This is a genomic window from Microbacterium esteraromaticum, assembly GCF_014084045.1.
GTDB classification, from domain to species: Bacteria; Actinomycetota; Actinomycetes; order Actinomycetales; family Microbacteriaceae; genus Microbacterium; species Microbacterium esteraromaticum_D.
The window spans coordinates 1933498-1947933 of record NZ_CP043732.1 but is presented as its reverse complement, the minus strand read 5'-3'; the positions used below and the strand labels follow the sequence as shown (position 1 = coordinate 1947933).

Sequence of the window (14436 nt, the reverse complement as noted above, 5' to 3'; positions counted from 1 at the left end):
ATCACTCCCCGACGGCGACCTTCGGCTTGGCCCACGACCGGCCGCGGGTGTCCTTGAGGATCGTGTACTCGACGTCGACGTGCGGCTCGATCGCGCTGTACTTGTCGTTCGGGGCGCCGATCACCAGCTGGAAGCCGAGGCCGCGCCACGCGCCGATCGCACGCTTCGTGAAATGGGCATCCGCCTTGATCAGCGCCTCATCCATGAACACCGGCGCGTAGCGCGGGTGCGACGCTCCGGCATCCCCCAGCTGATATCGCAGGGCGGCGCCGACGATGAACGCCACCAGCTCCTGCGACTCGCCACCCGACTTCTCGCCGATGTGATCGTAGAGCGCCACGTGCTCGCCCGTCGCAGCGAGAACCCGCTCGGCAGACACCCGCACGTGATTGCGCACGTCGATCAGCTCGGCGAAGTCGGGAGCGCTGCGGCGCATGCGCCCGATCAGTCGGCTCATCCGCTTGTACGCGTGCTCGCGCTCGTCATCGGTCGACGCCGCCTCGATCAGCCCTCGCACCTCGCGCAGGTCGCGTCGGAAGCGCTTGCGCGCCTCGGACTGGCTCTCGCGGGGCGAGATCTGCAGGCGGTGCTGGTCGTCGTAGAACGGCAGCTCGCGCATGATGCTGTTGATCGGCTCGATGCGCTCCTTGATCTCGCGCACCGACCGGCTCAGCGTCGAGTCGAGGCTGGTGAGATCGTTTCCCGAGAGCTTCAGCAGGCTGTCGCGCCACTCGTTCTCGAGCTCGTGCAGGCCGTTGGCGCGCAGCGCCTCGAGAATGCGGAGGAAGTCGTCGACGGAGGCATCCGGATCGGGAAGCAGATTGAGGTTCGGCCAGCGCTCGAGGAACGACGACATCAGCTGCCGCATGCGCTCGCGCTGCTCATCGTGCGCCTCCTCGGCCGCGCGCCGATCGGCGGCAAGCCTCGCGGCCGCCGACTTCAGGGCCAGGTCGAGGCGGGCCAGGCGCTCGCTCGCCGACAGCCCCTCCGCATCAGACGGAGAGGAGAGCATGAACCGCTCGTCGAGGAACGCCGCCTGCGCGGCATCCACCGACAGGGACTCGGCCTCGTCGACCACCCGCTGGCAGTCGTCGACGTCGTCTGTCACGGCGCCCCAGCGCTCCTGCGCCTCGGCCCGCTGCGCACCGACCGCGCCGATCTCGTCGCGCAGCACCGCGGCCTTCACCTTGAGCGTCTCGGCCCGCTCTCGCAGCTCGGCGATCTCGGGGTTCGCCGTGGTGACCTCGGCCTCGACCGCCGTCCATCGCTCGAGCTCCTGCGTGAGCGAGTCGACGTCGATCTGCTCCCAGGTGAGGCCGTGGATCATCGCGAAGGCCGTCGAGCGCTGCTCGATGGCATCCATCGCCGCCTCGGCCTCTGTCACCGCAGCGGTCGCGGCTGCGACCTCGGCCTCGAGGGCCTCGGCCTGCTCGTCGAGAGCGCGCAGGCGTCGCTCGTTCGAGAAGCCGAGCACGTTCTCGCGCCCGTGCCCGCCGTGCGCGCCTCGGGTGCCCTGCGACATCTGACCCGTGATCGTCAGCGCCATCGTGTGCGCCGAGAGCTGCGACGACGAGTCGACGCAGACGAACGCGAAGCGCTCATCGAGGCGCTGCTGCAGCCAGCCGGTGAACGGCGTGGAGCGGTGGTCGAGACGACCCGGCAGGGTGCGCCCGTCACCGTTGGGCGACTCGGCGAGCCCGGCCTGGACGCCCTCGTAGCGCAGCCGCATCGGCAGACGCACCTCGTCGATCGCCGCGCGGAACCGGGCGAGATGCGCATCGTCGATGAGCAGCGTCGTCGCGAAGCCGCCGAGGGCGAGGTTGAACGCCTCGCGCCACGGCTCGAACTCGGTGCGCACCTCGATCAGCTCGCCGACGAACGGCAGGTCGTCGACGTCGAGGCCGGCGGCCTCGGCGAGCAGCATGCGAGCCCTGTCGAGAGCGGGAGGGATGCTGCCGCGCAGGCGGTCTGCTTCTGCACGCTCCTCGGCGAGCGCGCGACGGCGCTTCGCGAGCGACTGCCTGGCCGACTCCGCCTCGGCGAACGTCGCCCTGGCCTGGCGGCGGGCGGATGCCTCGGACTGCGCCGCACGGGCTTCGGACTGCACCTTCGCGAACTCGTCGGCGCTCGACGCCGACAGGCCCAGCTCGGCGAGCACGGCGTCGAACCGGTCGCGCTCGCGCCGGACGTCGGCCAGGCGGCGTTCGACCGCGCGCAGCTCTCGCTGCGCCGTCTCGAGACGGTCGCCGCCCGACTGCCGCAGCAGGTCGAGCAGTCCGTCGCGTTCGGCCTCGGCCGCGTCGACCAGGGCCTTCTTCTCACGCAGGGTCAGGTCGAGGGCGTGCGTGCGATCGCGCAGCTCCGCCTCCACCTCGCGCAGCAGGTCGAGCCGGCGCTCGGCGCGCCACAGCGTCGCGCGCGAGCTCGGCGATGCGAAGTCGCCGACCTCGTCGATCAGCCGCACCTGCTCGGCCGCGGCAGCGATCCGCTCCCGGATGCCCTGGATCGGCTCGAGCGCGTTCACCTGCTGCCGTGCGGTGATCATGCTCGTGCGGGTGCTCTCGAGCTCGTCGAAGTGCGCGACCACGGCATCCGCCGTCGCCATCGTCTCTGGTTCCTCGAGCACGAGGCGCTTGTAGAGGTCGTCCACGGTCGTGATCTGCTGACCGGCCTGGATGCGGGCGAGCAGGCTCATCGCCTTCGCGCCCGAGCCCGCGGCGCCGATGCCCAGCACCGCGTGCAGCCGGGCGGAGAACTCGCGGTCGGTGCCGAGGGTCTCAAGACCAAGGGTTCGAAGCGCCGAGTCGGCAAGGCGCTGCGAGGCCGCCTCTTCGAGCTGCGAGAGGTCGAAGAACCCGTCGAATGTCGCGCGCACGCGCACGGTGTCCTCGAGGATGCGGGCGGCAGCCGGGATGTACCAGGCGCGCAGCGCCGTGAAGCGCGAGCCGTCGTGGTCGAGCCACGTCATCGCGATCGCCGTCCAGGTGTCCTCGCCGTCGCCGCGCAGCACCCGCAGTCTGGTGCCCTCGTCGGTGCGCGACTCGTCGATCTTGCCGCGCCCGTACGAGAGGATGTTGCGCTGCTCATCGCCGCGAGGACGGCCGGTGATCCCGCCGTTCGAGGCGCCGTTGAACGGCGTGGTGTGCGGCATCATGAGCGCGATGTAGGCATCCATCAGGGTCGACTTGCCCGACCCCGACCCTCCGCACAGCAATGTCGCGTACGGCGAGAACCGCACCCGGTGCGGTCCGCCGTCATAGCCGCCCCAGTTGATCAGCTGCAGGTCTTCAGCGACCCACTGCTGGCCGCGGGACTCGGCGGGGATGAGCCCGAAGAGAGTGTCGAGCATCGTCACGGCGTGGTCTCCTTCTGCGCCTTCTCGGCGTGTGCCGCCTGCTGCGCAGCCTGTTCGCGCAGCCATGCGCGCAGCTCGGCGAGCTTCTCGGCGCTCAGCACCACCTCGACCAGCGGGCTGATCCGGTAGCGGCCGAGGGTCTCCTCGTCGATGACGCCCTCGCGGTCGAGCCGGTCGAGAGCGGCGCGGATCGCCTTCTGCTGTCGAGCAGTGCTGCCGTCGGCATCCGTCAGGTAGCTCAGCACGGTCTGCTCGACGTCTTCGATGTCGATGCGAGGGGCGGGCTCCCCCGCCGCCGATTCACGCTGGAAGACCGTGCGCAGGTGCACGAGCACGAGCGTCTCGGTGCGGTTGTACGGCGCGTCCTTCAGCAGGATCGGCACCTCGAACTCGTCTGAGCGCACCTGCTGCTTGTACGCCACGCCCCGGCCGAGATCGACCACCAGGCGCAGGTACAGGTCGTGCATGCGCGACTCGATCAGCTGCTGGTGCTCGAGCAGCACCGCCCATTCGGCACGGTTGTCGGCGCTGAGGAACCGCCGCTGCAGCACGTGCACGAGCACCCGCCGCACCTCGGGGTCGAGTGTGCCGCGGTCGCCGGGGAAGATCTCGTCCGGGTCGTCCTCCATGGCGACGGGCGCGATGAACGGAGCATCGGGTTCGGCATCTGCCTCTTCGGCCGTGGCCTGCCCGCGTCCCTCGTCTCGGATGGAAACCGCCGGCTCCACGGCATCCGCACCGGCGTTTCCCATCTGGGTTCCGGATGCCCGGATGGAAACCGCCGGTTCCACGGCATCCCCACCGGCGTTTCCCATCTGCACGGCCGACCGAGCGACCGCCGTCTCGGGCTCGAGCGTCTCGTCAGTCATCGTCGTCCTCCTCAGCCGCGCGAGCGGTCACCGAGACGAAGGCGAAGCGTCTCGTCGTGCCGTCGGGGCGCAGCGTCTCGACGGTCGACAGACCGTCGGTCTCGTTCATGCCGTTGCGGTGCGCGATCTCGAGCAGACCGACGAGATCCACGGGGCGCCGGGTGTCGTCGGGCGCGTGTGCGAACGCATCCGCCAGGTCGAACTCCTCGCCCAGGCCCGCGACGTAGGCCTCGAGCTCGGCGTACCGCGGCCCTCCCCACGAGCGCGAGTCGGCCTCGAGGTACTCGACGTCTTCGGCATCGGTCAGCGGTGCGGGCGCGCCGGGCGGACGCACGTCGCCCACCGTCTGGCGCAGCCGGCCCAGGTCGATGAGCGGAAGGCTGCGCACCGGATCGACCGTGGCGTTCGGCGGCGCGGCCTGCGCCCACTGGTGCAGGCCCGAGATGACGTCGCGCAGCAGGTCGTCTATCTGTCTGTCGCGCAGCGGATCGTGCGTCTTCACCTGCCCGGTGATCACGTGCGAGACGCGACGCTGCGCGGCGAGAACTTCTTCGACCCCGAGCTCGACCCGTCGGCCGATCGCGTCGAACTCCGCCCGCTGCGTGGCATCGAGGTGGCGGGCGAACGGATGCGCGAGGAGGTCGTGCAGCTGCTCGGCGAGCGCGTCGATCCGCTCGGGATCGCCGATCAGCCGCAGCGCACCGGCGAACGCGCGGCCCTCGGGGGTGGACTGCATGACGTTCTTCGCGCGCTGCAGGTACTCGCGCAGCACCTCGCCTGTGGGCCGCTCATCGCGACGCAGATGCGCGACCACGTCGCGCTGCATCGTCTTGAGCGACTCGGCGACGCGGGTGAAGTCGGCCGGCAGCTCTCGCGCGAGGTGCAGGATGTTCTCGGCCTCTTCGTAGAGCTCGTCGTCGTCGACGACGACCGTGCCGTTCGCCTGCACCCGCAGGATCTCGGCGTCGAGGGCGTCTCGCTCGGCGGTCAGGCGCGCGATGCGCTTGACCGGGTCGGCCTCCGCCTCGTCGGCGAGCCGCTCGACAGCGTCGAGCAGGGTGCGCACGCGGGAGTTGGAGACGCGGGTGCGCCCGCCGCCGGTGCGGCCGGTGATCTCGAGCGCTTCGACCGCGTGCGCCGAGAGGCGGTACACCTCGACGTCGTCGTCGATCTGCTGCACGAGCCAGCCCTGCTTCGCCCAGGTGCGGCACACCTCGCGGCCGCTGCCGGAGGGAATGCGACGGTCTTCGTCGTCGTGGCCGGCGGAGCGCAGCTCGTCGAGGGCCTCGGCGACCTCGGCGTGCGCGTCGGCGACGGCCACGGACGGCCGGTCGGCCGAGAAGAGCATCGACAGCGCGGCGATGACGAAGGGCGCCTGGCGACCGTGAAGCAGCCCCAGCGTCGGCGTGCGGAACGCCGCGAGGGAGCGAGAGTATGCCGCCTCGGCACGCGCGCCAGTCACACATTCCAGTTTATCGACGGGCCCGGTGCCGTTCGAATCGCAGGATCTCCCGACGAGCGCTCAGAGGTTGCGGAGGGGGCTGTGCTCAGGCCAGTCCACCGTTCGTGAAGATCGTCTGCCCGTTCACCCAGCGTGCGGGGCCGGCGAGGAAGGCGACCGTCTCGGCGATGTCGTCGGGCTGGCCGAGGCGCTCCAGCGGCACCGCCGCCGCAAGCCCCTGCACGGCCTCGTCGCTCTTGCCCTCGAGGAACAGCGCAGTCGCGGTCGGACCGGGGGCGACGGCGTTGACCGTGATGTCGCGGCCGCGCAGCTCTCGCGCCAGGATCAGCGACAGGCTCTCGACCGCGGCCTTGGTGGCGACGTAGGGGCCATAGGTGGGGAACTGCGTGCGGGTCACGCTCGTCGAGAAGTTGATGATCGCGCCGCCTGCGCGCACGCTCCTCGCCGCCTGCTGCGAGACGACGAAAGCACCGCGCAGGTTCGTGCGCACGATGCGGTCGAAGTCGTCGAGCGAGTACTCGGCGACCCTGCCGAGCAGCATCACGCCTGCCGTGTTCACGACGACATCGACGCCTCCGAACGCCTGCTCGACGGCGGCGAACGCAGCCTGCATGGCCTGCTCGTCGGCGACGTCTCCGCCGACGGCGATGGCCTGACCACCGCTCTCGATGATCTCGCCGACAAGATCGTCGGCCTTGGTCTTGTTGCCCGCGTAGTGCACGGCGACGGCAAAGCCGTCAGCGACGAGCCGCTGGGCGACGGCCCTGCCGATGCCGCCGGAGGCACCGGTGACGAGGGCGATGCGGGCGTTCTGGGGGGTGGTCATGGGATTGCTCTTCTTTCGATGTCGTATGTGCGTCAGGCGAGGCGCTGCAGCCATTCGGCGAGCAGGCTGCGCTCTGCGGGTGTGAAGGCCTCGGCGGATCCGAGGCGAGTGGTGAGGGTGATCGCCGCCGCGGCGACGGGGTCGTGCTCGGGAGCGCCGTCGATGACGAGCGAGCCGAGCACGGCATCCCTCGTCGTGCCAGACGCCGAGGCATCCGGATACTCCTCCGGGCGCAGGATGAGCCCGAGGGCGACGCCGCTGTTCGCCGCCATCACGACGCGGGCGGCGTCGGCTGCGGGAATCCGCAGCCGACCCTGCGCGGCGAGTCGGTGCAGGATGCCCTGGAGCAGACTCATCGCCTCCGCCATCGCTGCGGGACGGGTGGCGAGAGTCGATGCGAAGACGAGGCGGTAGGCGTGCGGATGCCGGAGGGCGAACGCCGTGTGGTTGTCCCACCCGGAGCGCAGGTCGTCGAGCGGATCCGCTGAGCTCTCGGCGGCGCGCTTCGAGGAGAGGTACTCGCCCCACACCCGGTCTGCGACGGCGGCGAGCAGGCCGTCCTTGTCGCCGAAGTGCCGGTACAGCACGGGTTGCGTCACGCCGGCCGCCTCACAGACCGCACGCGTGGAGATGTCCCCCGTCGCGGATTGCGCCAGCAGTTCGGCGGCGGTCTCGAGTATCACTGTTCTCGTCGTCACGTATCGATGATACCGCTCTCGAGTATCGTTGATACGCCAACTCCGCGAAGACGGCAGCGGGGCGGTGCGCCCCGGCCGACGCCGCTCTACGCCGATCGGGCATGTGTTTGTCAACCATGTTCCATTCGCGGAATACGGCCGCCACCATGAGGCTGTGACCCACACCGGACGAGTCCGCCACTCCGTCTCCGCGGTTGCCACGCTGATGCTCGCGACGGCGTTGACCGGCTGCGGCGTCAGCATCCCGACCGATCCCGACGGCACCCTCGACAGGGTGACCGGCGTCGAGCTGCGCGTCGGCGCCTCGCCCGACCCGGGCCTGGTGGATGTCGACGGCGCCACCCCGAGCGGACCGCTCGCCGATCTGGCCGACGAGTTCGCCACCGCCCTGGATGCCGAGCCGGAGTGGACCGTGGGCAGCGAGGAGACGCTGGTCGGGATGCTCGAGGCCGGCGACCTCGATCTGATCATCGGCGGGTTCACCGAGAAGACCCCCTGGCTCGACAAGGCGGGGGTCACGCGTGGCTACGGCGGCATCGCGGGAGCCGACGGGCGCAAGATCGTGATGCTCGTGCCGATCGGCGAGAACGCCTTCCTCAGCGACCTCGAGCGGTTCCTCGATGAGGAGGTGGGATCGTGAAGGACCACATCGCCCACCAGTTCGGCCGCACCGACCTCCCCGCCGAGCAGCAGAAGGCCTTGAAGAGCGCCGTCCGCTGGGAGATCTTCACCATCTGCTACACGACGGTGACGATCGTGCTCGTCGCATTCGTCGTCGGCAACTCGCAGGCGATGCGCACCGCGTGGATCGAGGACATGCTTTCGCTCGCGCCGCAGGTCACATTCCTCGTCGCATTGATCTTCGTGCGTCGGCGTCCGACCCGAAAGCACCCCTACGGCCTGCACCGCGCCATGGGCGTCGGCCACCTCGTCGCCGGTGTCGCCCTGCTGGTGATCGGCGCGAACCTCGCCGTCGAGTCGATCACCGGGCTCGTCGCCGGCGAGCATCCGACGATCGGCACGGTGCAGATCTTCGGCCAGACGATCTGGCTCGGCTGGCTGATGGTCGCGGTGATGAGCGTGATCATCATCGGCCCGGTGTTCATCTACGGCCCGGCGAAGGCGAAGCTCGCTCCGGTGCTGCACAACAAGCTGCTCTACGCCGACGCCGACATGGCCAAGGCCGACTGGCACACCAATGTCGCCTCGGTCGTCGGCGTGCTCGGCATCGGCATGGGCGTCTGGTGGCTCGATGGCGCTGCGGCCATCTTCATCTCGCTCGGCATCGTATGGGACGGCTGGCGCAACACGAAGGGCGCCGTGCTCGACCTGATGGATCAGCGCGCCATGACACACGACGACAGGAGCGCGCACCCGCTCGCCGGCCGGATCGTGCAGCAGCTGCGCCAGGAGCGCTGGGTCGCGGATGCCGCGGTGCGCGTGCGCGACCTCGGCCAGGTCTTCCAGGTCGAGGCGTTCGTCGTGCCCTCGCGTCGCAAGGTGAGGGTGACCGACGTCGACGCGGCATCCGAGATGATCGCCGAGCTCGACTGGAAGGTGCAGGACGTCGTGGTCATCCCGGTGTCTGCGCTGCCGCAGGAGGCCGACGACGGCATCGTCACCTGAGACCCCTCGCCCCCCAGGTGCACGTCAGCGCAGGCACGCCGAACGCCTTGTGCCATACGCCGAGCACGATCCCGATAGCCTGACTCGAAACGTCGGCGAGGCCGTATGGATCACGCGCAGTCACGGCGCCGCTGGCTATGGGTGGTCGGCATCGCTGCGGTGCTCATCGCCGTCCTGGCGATCTCGCTCGGCGTGCTGCGCTCAGCCTTCAGCGGCATCGCTCAGCAGCCCGACCCGTCCGACCCCGCATGGAGCCTGGTGAACATGCCCGATGTCGTGGGAGACGAGGCCTCCGAAGCCCACGAGAAGCTCACCGCCTTGGGACTCGTCCCGCTGTACGCCGGCGGCGAGGAGGCCGAGGTGCTCGCCGACGCATGGACCATCTATGCTCAGGACCTTCCGGCCGGTCAGCTCGCCGACGCCGGCACCCACGTCATCCTGAAGGTCAGTGAGCCATGGCTTCAGGCGACGACGCCCCTCGAGGCCGAGGCGCCGGAGATCTGCGACGACCAGGGAAGGGTGCAGCACCAGACGGGCTACCAGGTGGACTGGCCGAACGCCCTGCACTGGTCGAACACCGAGAGCGATCGAGTGTGGCTGCGCTACGACGCCACGATCGACGACCGCCCGGTTCTGGTCGACTGCGTCATCGGCCCGTCCCCGGTCGAGGTGGCAGTGCTCCAGTGGGATACCGCGCCGCGGTGACGCGGCTGAGACGGTGCCTCGCACCCGCGATGCCTCGCAAGCCGACGTCGATCAGCTGATCGTGACGAGTTCCTCGAACGTGCCGATCGGCGTCTGATCACCGATGTGATCCGCCATGCTGGATCATCGGAGATGCAGTATCGGCATGTCGCGCCGCACGAGCATCCGCTGCTCTGGGTGAGCGATGCTGTCGCTTGGGGCTGCTCGAACGGCGGCGACTGGATCCGTCGCGTCGACGCGATCGTCGAGTCCCGAGTCACCCGGCTGTAGAAACACGTGAGCCTGGCTCGTCATACCGTCCGGAAGACTGCCGGGCTCCGAGGGCTACTGCCCGCCGTGCTACACGTGTACCTCGCCGGATCCGTGACCGGCCGGTGCGACAAAACCCCCGGAAATCCGGGGGTTTCATGCTGTAGCAGGAGCGGGGCTTGAACCCGCGACCTCACGATTATGAGTCGTGCGCTCTCACCAACTGAGCTACCCTGCCGCAGGGCATCCGATCGAAATGCGAATGCTGCGAGCCCCGAGTCAGGATTGAACTGACGACCCCTTCCTTACCATGGAAGTGCTCTGCCACTGAGCTATCGGGGCGTGCTGCCCGTTTCCGGGCAACCAGATGAGATTAGCACCTTCGTGCACCTCTCGCGAAATCGAGGCCTAGTACTCGTACCGCCCGGCGTTTCGCTTCATCCACGGCAGCGGATCGACGGTCGAGCCGTTGATGATGATCTCGAAATGCAGGTGTGCGCCGTACGAACGGCCGGTGTTGCCGACCTTGCCGATCACGTCGCCGACCTTGATCTTCTGGCCCGGCTTGACCTGCAGCGAGCCGTACTGCATGTGCGCGTAGTGGCTGGTCACGACCTGCCCGTCGATCACGTGGTCGACGTAGGCGGTGACACCGTATGCGCCGCCCGACTCGGTCGCGATGCGCACCGTGCCGTCGGCGATCGCCTGGATCGGCGCACCGGCGCCGGGAACCAGGTCGATGCCCGCGTGCAGGCGACCCCATCGCTGGCCGTAACCCGAGCTCATCGCCACACCGACCTTGAACGGCCACTGGATGGCGGCCTCGGGGTCGTTCGTGTAGAGGCTCTGCGAGAACTTGATTCCCTCTTCGGCGGCGACGTCGGCCATCGACACGGTCGAGAACGCGTCGGAGCGCACGATCGCCTCGTCCTGCACGTCAGAGGAGGCGACGAACGCCTGGATCTCGTCGTCGCTGACCTTGCTCGACGCCGGCGCCTCGGTCGGGTCCGCGACGAGGGAGGCCGGTGCGCCGCCCTGCGCGGCGGCGACGGCCGACACCGGCAGGGTCATCGAGACGGCGATGAGGCCCGCGACACCCATGACGCCCAGGCTCGCACCTGCGGCCACGACGCGGCGCGCGATGCGCGGACGGCGGGGGGCGACGTGAGCGATGACGCCTGCGGCGACCGGCTCGTCTGCGACGGGGATCTCGACGGCGGAGTCGGCATCGACCGGCTGGAAGCCGAAGGCCTCGGAGGCAGCCGCGAATGCGTCGGCGTCGGATTCTGCTGCGGAGCCGCTCGGCTCGGCGGCCGGCTCGACGACCTTGGGAGTCTCGTGGCTCACGGCGGGTGCGGGTGCCGATGCGGCGGCGGATGCCACGGAGGCGACGACCTCGGCGATGACGGCGGCGGGCGCGGCGATGACGGCTTCGGGCTCGACGACGGGCTGCACCTCGGGGTTACCCGCGGCAGCCATCCGGCGGGCGCGACGGCTGGTCGCGGCGGCCGAGACGGCGGCGGCGGTCACTGCTGCGGCAGCGGCTGCGGCGGATGCCGAAGAGGGGACGGCCTGCTCTGCGTGCGGAGTCGTCGAGTTCGCGGGGGCCGAGGTGGCGGCGCGAAGTCGATTCGAACGTCGCGTCGGGGCAGCGACGTTCTCTGTGTACTCAGGGGGCAAAACGGATCTCTCGGGTTCAGGTCACGCTCGGGGAAGCTCTGTCACTCTCGTCGTTCGGGTTACGAAAGTAACGATCGGATAAACGATACCGTGCTCAGGCTGAAAAAGCCATGAGTCCGAACATATCCGTCATGGGCCGGATGTGCTGATCAGATCACGCAGACGGTCGTGCACCGCACGCCCTCCCGCGATGAGCATCGGCCTCGGGACATCCGGATCAAGACGCGACACCAGTCCCCCGGCCTCCTGCACGAGCAGCGCGCCAGCCGCGAAGTCCCAGGCGTTCAGGCCTCGCTCGAAGAACCCGTCCAGGCGTCCGGCAGCGAGGTACGCGAGGTCGATCGCAGCCGATCCCATTCGTCGAAGGTCGCGGGCGATCGTCATCACCCGGCGCACCGTGGCGATGTCTCCGTCGTGGGTCAGGGGGTCGTATCCGAACCCGGTGCCGAGCAGCGCGCCCGCCGGCGTCTCGCCGCTGACGGCCAGACGGCTGCCGTCGAGCCATGCCCCGCCACCGCGGACAGCCGTGAACAGCTCGCCCAGTGCGGGTGCGCACACCGCGGCGGCCACGCCCTGCCAGCGCTCCGGATCGGGTTCGCCTTCGACCACGGCGATGCTGACGGAGTACCCCGGGATGCCGTAGGCGTAGTTCACGGTGCCGTCGATCGGGTCGACGATCCAGGTGAACCCGCTGGATCCCCGTTCCGCGCCGGTCTCCTCGCCGAGGAAGCCGTCGTCGGGGCGCTCGGCACGCAGCCGATCGCGGATGAGCTGCTCGACCTCGCGGTCGGCTTCGGTCACGATGTCGGCGAGCGTCGACTTGGTGGCGGCGAGCGCGACGCCCTCCGAGCGCCGACGACGGGCGAGCTCGCCGGCCTCACGCGCGATCTCGGCAGCGAGCGCGCCGAGATGCTCTGCCGTCACTGCTGCGCCTCCGGCGCCTGCGGCGGACGCGGCGCGGGAGGTGCGTCGGGAGATGCCGCAGCCTCCGACGCGGGCGGCTGCGGCAGCGGCAGCGGCAGCGGAGGCGCCGGTGGCACGGGCGGGGGAACGGGTGCACCGGAACCCCCGTGCGGCGCAGGCGGGGCGGGCGGCGCAGGCACAGCCGGGGCGTGCGCCTCGTCGTGCCGCCCTGGCACGTGAGCGATCGGAGCACTGGCATCCGGCGTCCGCTCCACCCGCGGAGCGACCGTCGGGAATCCGCTCTGGGCGCTCTGCCCGTACGGGTGCTGCGCCGCCTCGAGGGTCGGGAAGCTCGGCGTCTGCTGCGGCGCGTAGGTCGGGCGGCCGGTGTAGTACGCGTTCACGTCGGGGCTGCCGTCGGGCAGGGCGGGCAGCGGGGTGCGGCCGTCTGCGTACGTCGGCCACATCTGCTGCGGCGCGATCGCCTGCGCGGCCGGATGCCGGGGTGCGCGCGGGGCGAACAGGGCGTTCAGCAGCGGGATCAGAGTTGTTCCGACCGCGGCGAGGATCGCGAGCGCGATGACGATGCGCCAGTACAGGTCGTCGTACACGAACTGGTCGGGGAAGCTGAGGTGGAACACGAGCATCGCGACGAGAGCAGCGAGCATCGCGAACGTGACGATGACGATCACCCGCGTGAAGGTCGTGACGTAGCGGCGCGAGGCCTTCACGAAGAGACGCAGGTGCACGAGGGCGAGCTGCAGGATCCCGATCACGAGGAGGAACTGGAAGAACCGCACGCCCACCCAGCCGTACGACTCGGCGATGTCGCGCGGCAGCCAGATCTTCACCGCACCGACGAGCAGCACGATGATCCAGCTGATCATGCTCGCGAGTGCCAGCCAGTCGGGGCGGCGCTCGGCGAGGTGCGCCTCGGCGATCGCGACGCCGGCGAAGAGCGCGAGCAGCAGGATCGTGAGGAACGCACGGCCGACGATGCCGTCCTGATCGCCGACCAGCACCCACACCACGCAGACGAGGGCGGCTGCGATCAGTGCGCCGATCGCGATCCAGATCGCGCCGCGCAGCAGCTTCGACGACATCGGCTTCTGGTCGCCTGCGCTCGCCTGCTGCTCAGCGGACGGTGTGACGTCGGACATGAGATCCTCCCCCGGTCGGTGGTCTCATCCTCCCACGCGTCCTCGTCGATCGCCGGATGCTGTGGATAAGCCTCAGCGCTTGCGCGACGCCGCAGCGAACCCGGCGATGCGCGCCTGGGCATCCGGAGTGTCGAACGCGGCGCCGATCGAGTCGGCCTCGGCGCTCAGCTGCTCCTCGAACGAACGGGACGGCTGCGAGCGCACCAGGCGCTTCGCGTGGCCGTACGCCGATGAGGCCCCGGCGAGCCAGAAGCGCGCGATCTGCTCTGCGCGCTCGCGCACGGCATCCGCCTCGGCATCCGGGTCGGCCCCCGACTCGGCGACCGGCCCAGGGACGGCCTCCGCGACGAGACCCCAGTCGACGGCCTCGTCGGCCGAGAGCATCCGGTCCTGCAGCAGCAGCTGCAATGCGCGGCGCTCGCCGACGGCGCGCGCGAGCTGGGCCGAGACCGACAGGTCGGGAGTCAGGCCGATGTTCGCGTAGCGGCTGCCGATCTTCGAGCCGGCGCCGACGACGGCGTAGTCGCTGCACATCAGGATGCCGAGCCCGCCGCCGGCCGTGGTGCCGTGCGCTGCCGCGACGACGGGAACGGCCGAGGTGGTCAGCGACAGGATGCCTGCGTTGATGACGTGCGCGAGTGAGGTGATCTCATGGCCGCCTGCCATTCCCTGCGACATGGCGAGCACGTCGCCGCCAGCGCAGAACGCGCGACCGTTGCCTGCGATGAGGATCGCACCCACGTCGTCGCGGGAGACGACCTCTGCGGTGGCGTCGCGCCAGGCGTGCGCCAGGTCGGCGTCGAAGGCGTTCAGGCTCGCCGGGCGGTTGAGCGTGAGCCGGGCGAGGCCCTCGTCGATCGTGAGCAGAAGCGGATCGGTCATGGCTCTCCTTCGATGCGCAGG

Annotated in this window: 13 protein-coding genes and 2 tRNA genes; 4 read left to right on the top strand and 11 right to left on the bottom strand. The window is 69.9% G+C overall.

Annotated features, from left to right (window positions below):
• Position 1 precedes the first annotated feature (1 nt).
• From FVO59_RS09245 to FVO59_RS09225, 5 genes are all read right to left on the bottom strand, one after another.
• On the bottom strand, positions 2–3355 hold the full coding sequence (locus FVO59_RS09245; protein ID WP_182252369.1) for an ATP-binding protein: 3354 nt from the start codon (positions 3353–3355) through the stop codon (positions 2–4).
• Positions 3352–4224 carry a DUF4194 domain-containing protein gene (locus tag FVO59_RS09240; RefSeq protein ID WP_346265659.1) on the bottom strand — a complete coding sequence of 291 codons (873 nt, stop codon included), beginning with the start codon at positions 4222–4224 and terminating at the stop codon, positions 3352–3354. The genes FVO59_RS09245 and FVO59_RS09240 overlap by 4 nt, the downstream gene beginning before the upstream one ends.
• Complete coding sequence (locus FVO59_RS09235; RefSeq protein ID WP_182252368.1) at positions 4217–5686, bottom strand: DUF3375 domain-containing protein; 1470 nt, start codon at positions 5684–5686, stop codon at positions 4217–4219. The genes FVO59_RS09240 and FVO59_RS09235 overlap by 8 nt, the downstream gene beginning before the upstream one ends.
• An 85-nt stretch (positions 5687–5771) precedes the next feature.
• The gene (locus tag FVO59_RS09230) at positions 5772–6512 is read right to left on the bottom strand and encodes an SDR family oxidoreductase (protein ID WP_182252367.1); all 741 of its coding nucleotides are present in this window, start codon (positions 6510–6512) and stop codon (positions 5772–5774) included.
• Between the two features lie 32 nt (positions 6513–6544).
• Entirely contained in the window at positions 6545–7210 is a 666-nt protein-coding gene (locus FVO59_RS09225) for a TetR/AcrR family transcriptional regulator (protein WP_220465659.1), read from the bottom strand.
• Positions 7211–7364: 154 nt separating this feature from the next.
• Here FVO59_RS09225 and FVO59_RS09220 point away from each other — a divergent pair, with 154 nt between their 5' ends.
• From FVO59_RS09220 to FVO59_RS09205, 4 genes are all read left to right on the top strand, one after another.
• A complete protein-coding gene (locus FVO59_RS09220; RefSeq protein WP_259363129.1) occupies positions 7365–7850 on the top strand; it encodes a type 2 periplasmic-binding domain-containing protein in 486 nt (161 codons plus the stop codon).
• Positions 7847–8836: a cation diffusion facilitator family transporter gene (locus FVO59_RS09215; RefSeq protein ID WP_259363128.1), complete on the top strand. Its 990-nt coding sequence runs from the start codon at positions 7847–7849 to the stop codon at positions 8834–8836. Before FVO59_RS09220 ends, FVO59_RS09215 begins: the two co-directional genes overlap by 4 nt.
• A 105-nt stretch (positions 8837–8941) precedes the next feature.
• Positions 8942–9541: a PASTA domain-containing protein gene (locus FVO59_RS09210; RefSeq protein ID WP_182252364.1), complete on the top strand. Its 600-nt coding sequence runs from the start codon at positions 8942–8944 to the stop codon at positions 9539–9541.
• A gap of 132 nt (positions 9542–9673) precedes the next feature.
• Positions 9674–9811 (top strand): hypothetical protein, encoded by a 138-nt coding sequence (locus FVO59_RS09205; protein ID WP_182252363.1) that lies wholly within the window; start codon positions 9674–9676, stop codon positions 9809–9811.
• Between the two features lie 143 nt (positions 9812–9954).
• On the opposite strand, the gene FVO59_RS09200 is transcribed toward FVO59_RS09205, so the two are convergent.
• The 6 genes from FVO59_RS09200 to FVO59_RS09175 all read right to left on the bottom strand — a co-directional run bounded on the left by FVO59_RS09200 (position 9955) and on the right by FVO59_RS09175 (position 14415).
• Positions 9955–10028, bottom strand: a tRNA-Met gene (locus FVO59_RS09200).
• Between the two features lie 32 nt (positions 10029–10060).
• A tRNA-Thr gene (locus FVO59_RS09195) sits at positions 10061–10132 on the bottom strand.
• Between the two features lie 66 nt (positions 10133–10198).
• Positions 10199–11470 carry a M23 family metallopeptidase gene (locus FVO59_RS09190; RefSeq protein ID WP_182252362.1) on the bottom strand — a complete coding sequence of 424 codons (1272 nt, stop codon included), beginning with the start codon at positions 11468–11470 and terminating at the stop codon, positions 10199–10201.
• 129 nt (positions 11471–11599) lie between these two features.
• Positions 11600–12394 carry an inositol monophosphatase family protein gene (locus tag FVO59_RS09185; RefSeq protein WP_182252361.1) on the bottom strand — a complete coding sequence of 265 codons (795 nt, stop codon included), beginning with the start codon at positions 12392–12394 and terminating at the stop codon, positions 11600–11602.
• A complete protein-coding gene (locus FVO59_RS09180) occupies positions 12391–13533 on the bottom strand; it encodes a hypothetical protein (protein ID WP_182252360.1) in 1143 nt (380 codons plus the stop codon). The genes FVO59_RS09185 and FVO59_RS09180 overlap by 4 nt, the downstream gene beginning before the upstream one ends.
• Before the next feature lie 72 nt (positions 13534–13605).
• Positions 13606–14415: an enoyl-CoA hydratase/isomerase family protein gene (locus FVO59_RS09175; RefSeq protein ID WP_182252359.1), complete on the bottom strand. Its 810-nt coding sequence runs from the start codon at positions 14413–14415 to the stop codon at positions 13606–13608.
• Positions 14416–14436 lie beyond the last annotated feature (21 nt).

What these genes read in the sequence shown, in the direction of transcription:
- FVO59_RS09240 (WP_346265659.1), bottom strand. Translation starts at nt 4,224, where the DNA reads ATGACTGACGAGACGCTCGAGCCCGAGACGGCGGTCGCTCGGTCGGCC.
- FVO59_RS09230 (WP_182252367.1), bottom strand. Translation starts at nt 6,512, where the DNA reads ATGACCACCCCCCAGAACGCCCGCATCGCCCTCGTCACCGGTGCCTCC.
- FVO59_RS09210 (WP_182252364.1), top strand. Translation starts at nt 8,942, where the DNA reads ATGGATCACGCGCAGTCACGGCGCCGCTGGCTATGGGTGGTCGGCATC.
- FVO59_RS09205 (WP_182252363.1), top strand. Translation starts at nt 9,674, where the DNA reads ATGCAGTATCGGCATGTCGCGCCGCACGAGCATCCGCTGCTCTGGGTG.
- FVO59_RS09180 (WP_182252360.1), bottom strand. Translation starts at nt 13,533, where the DNA reads ATGTCCGACGTCACACCGTCCGCTGAGCAGCAGGCGAGCGCAGGCGAC.
- FVO59_RS09175 (WP_182252359.1), bottom strand. Translation starts at nt 14,415, where the DNA reads ATGACCGATCCGCTTCTGCTCACGATCGACGAGGGCCTCGCCCGGCTC.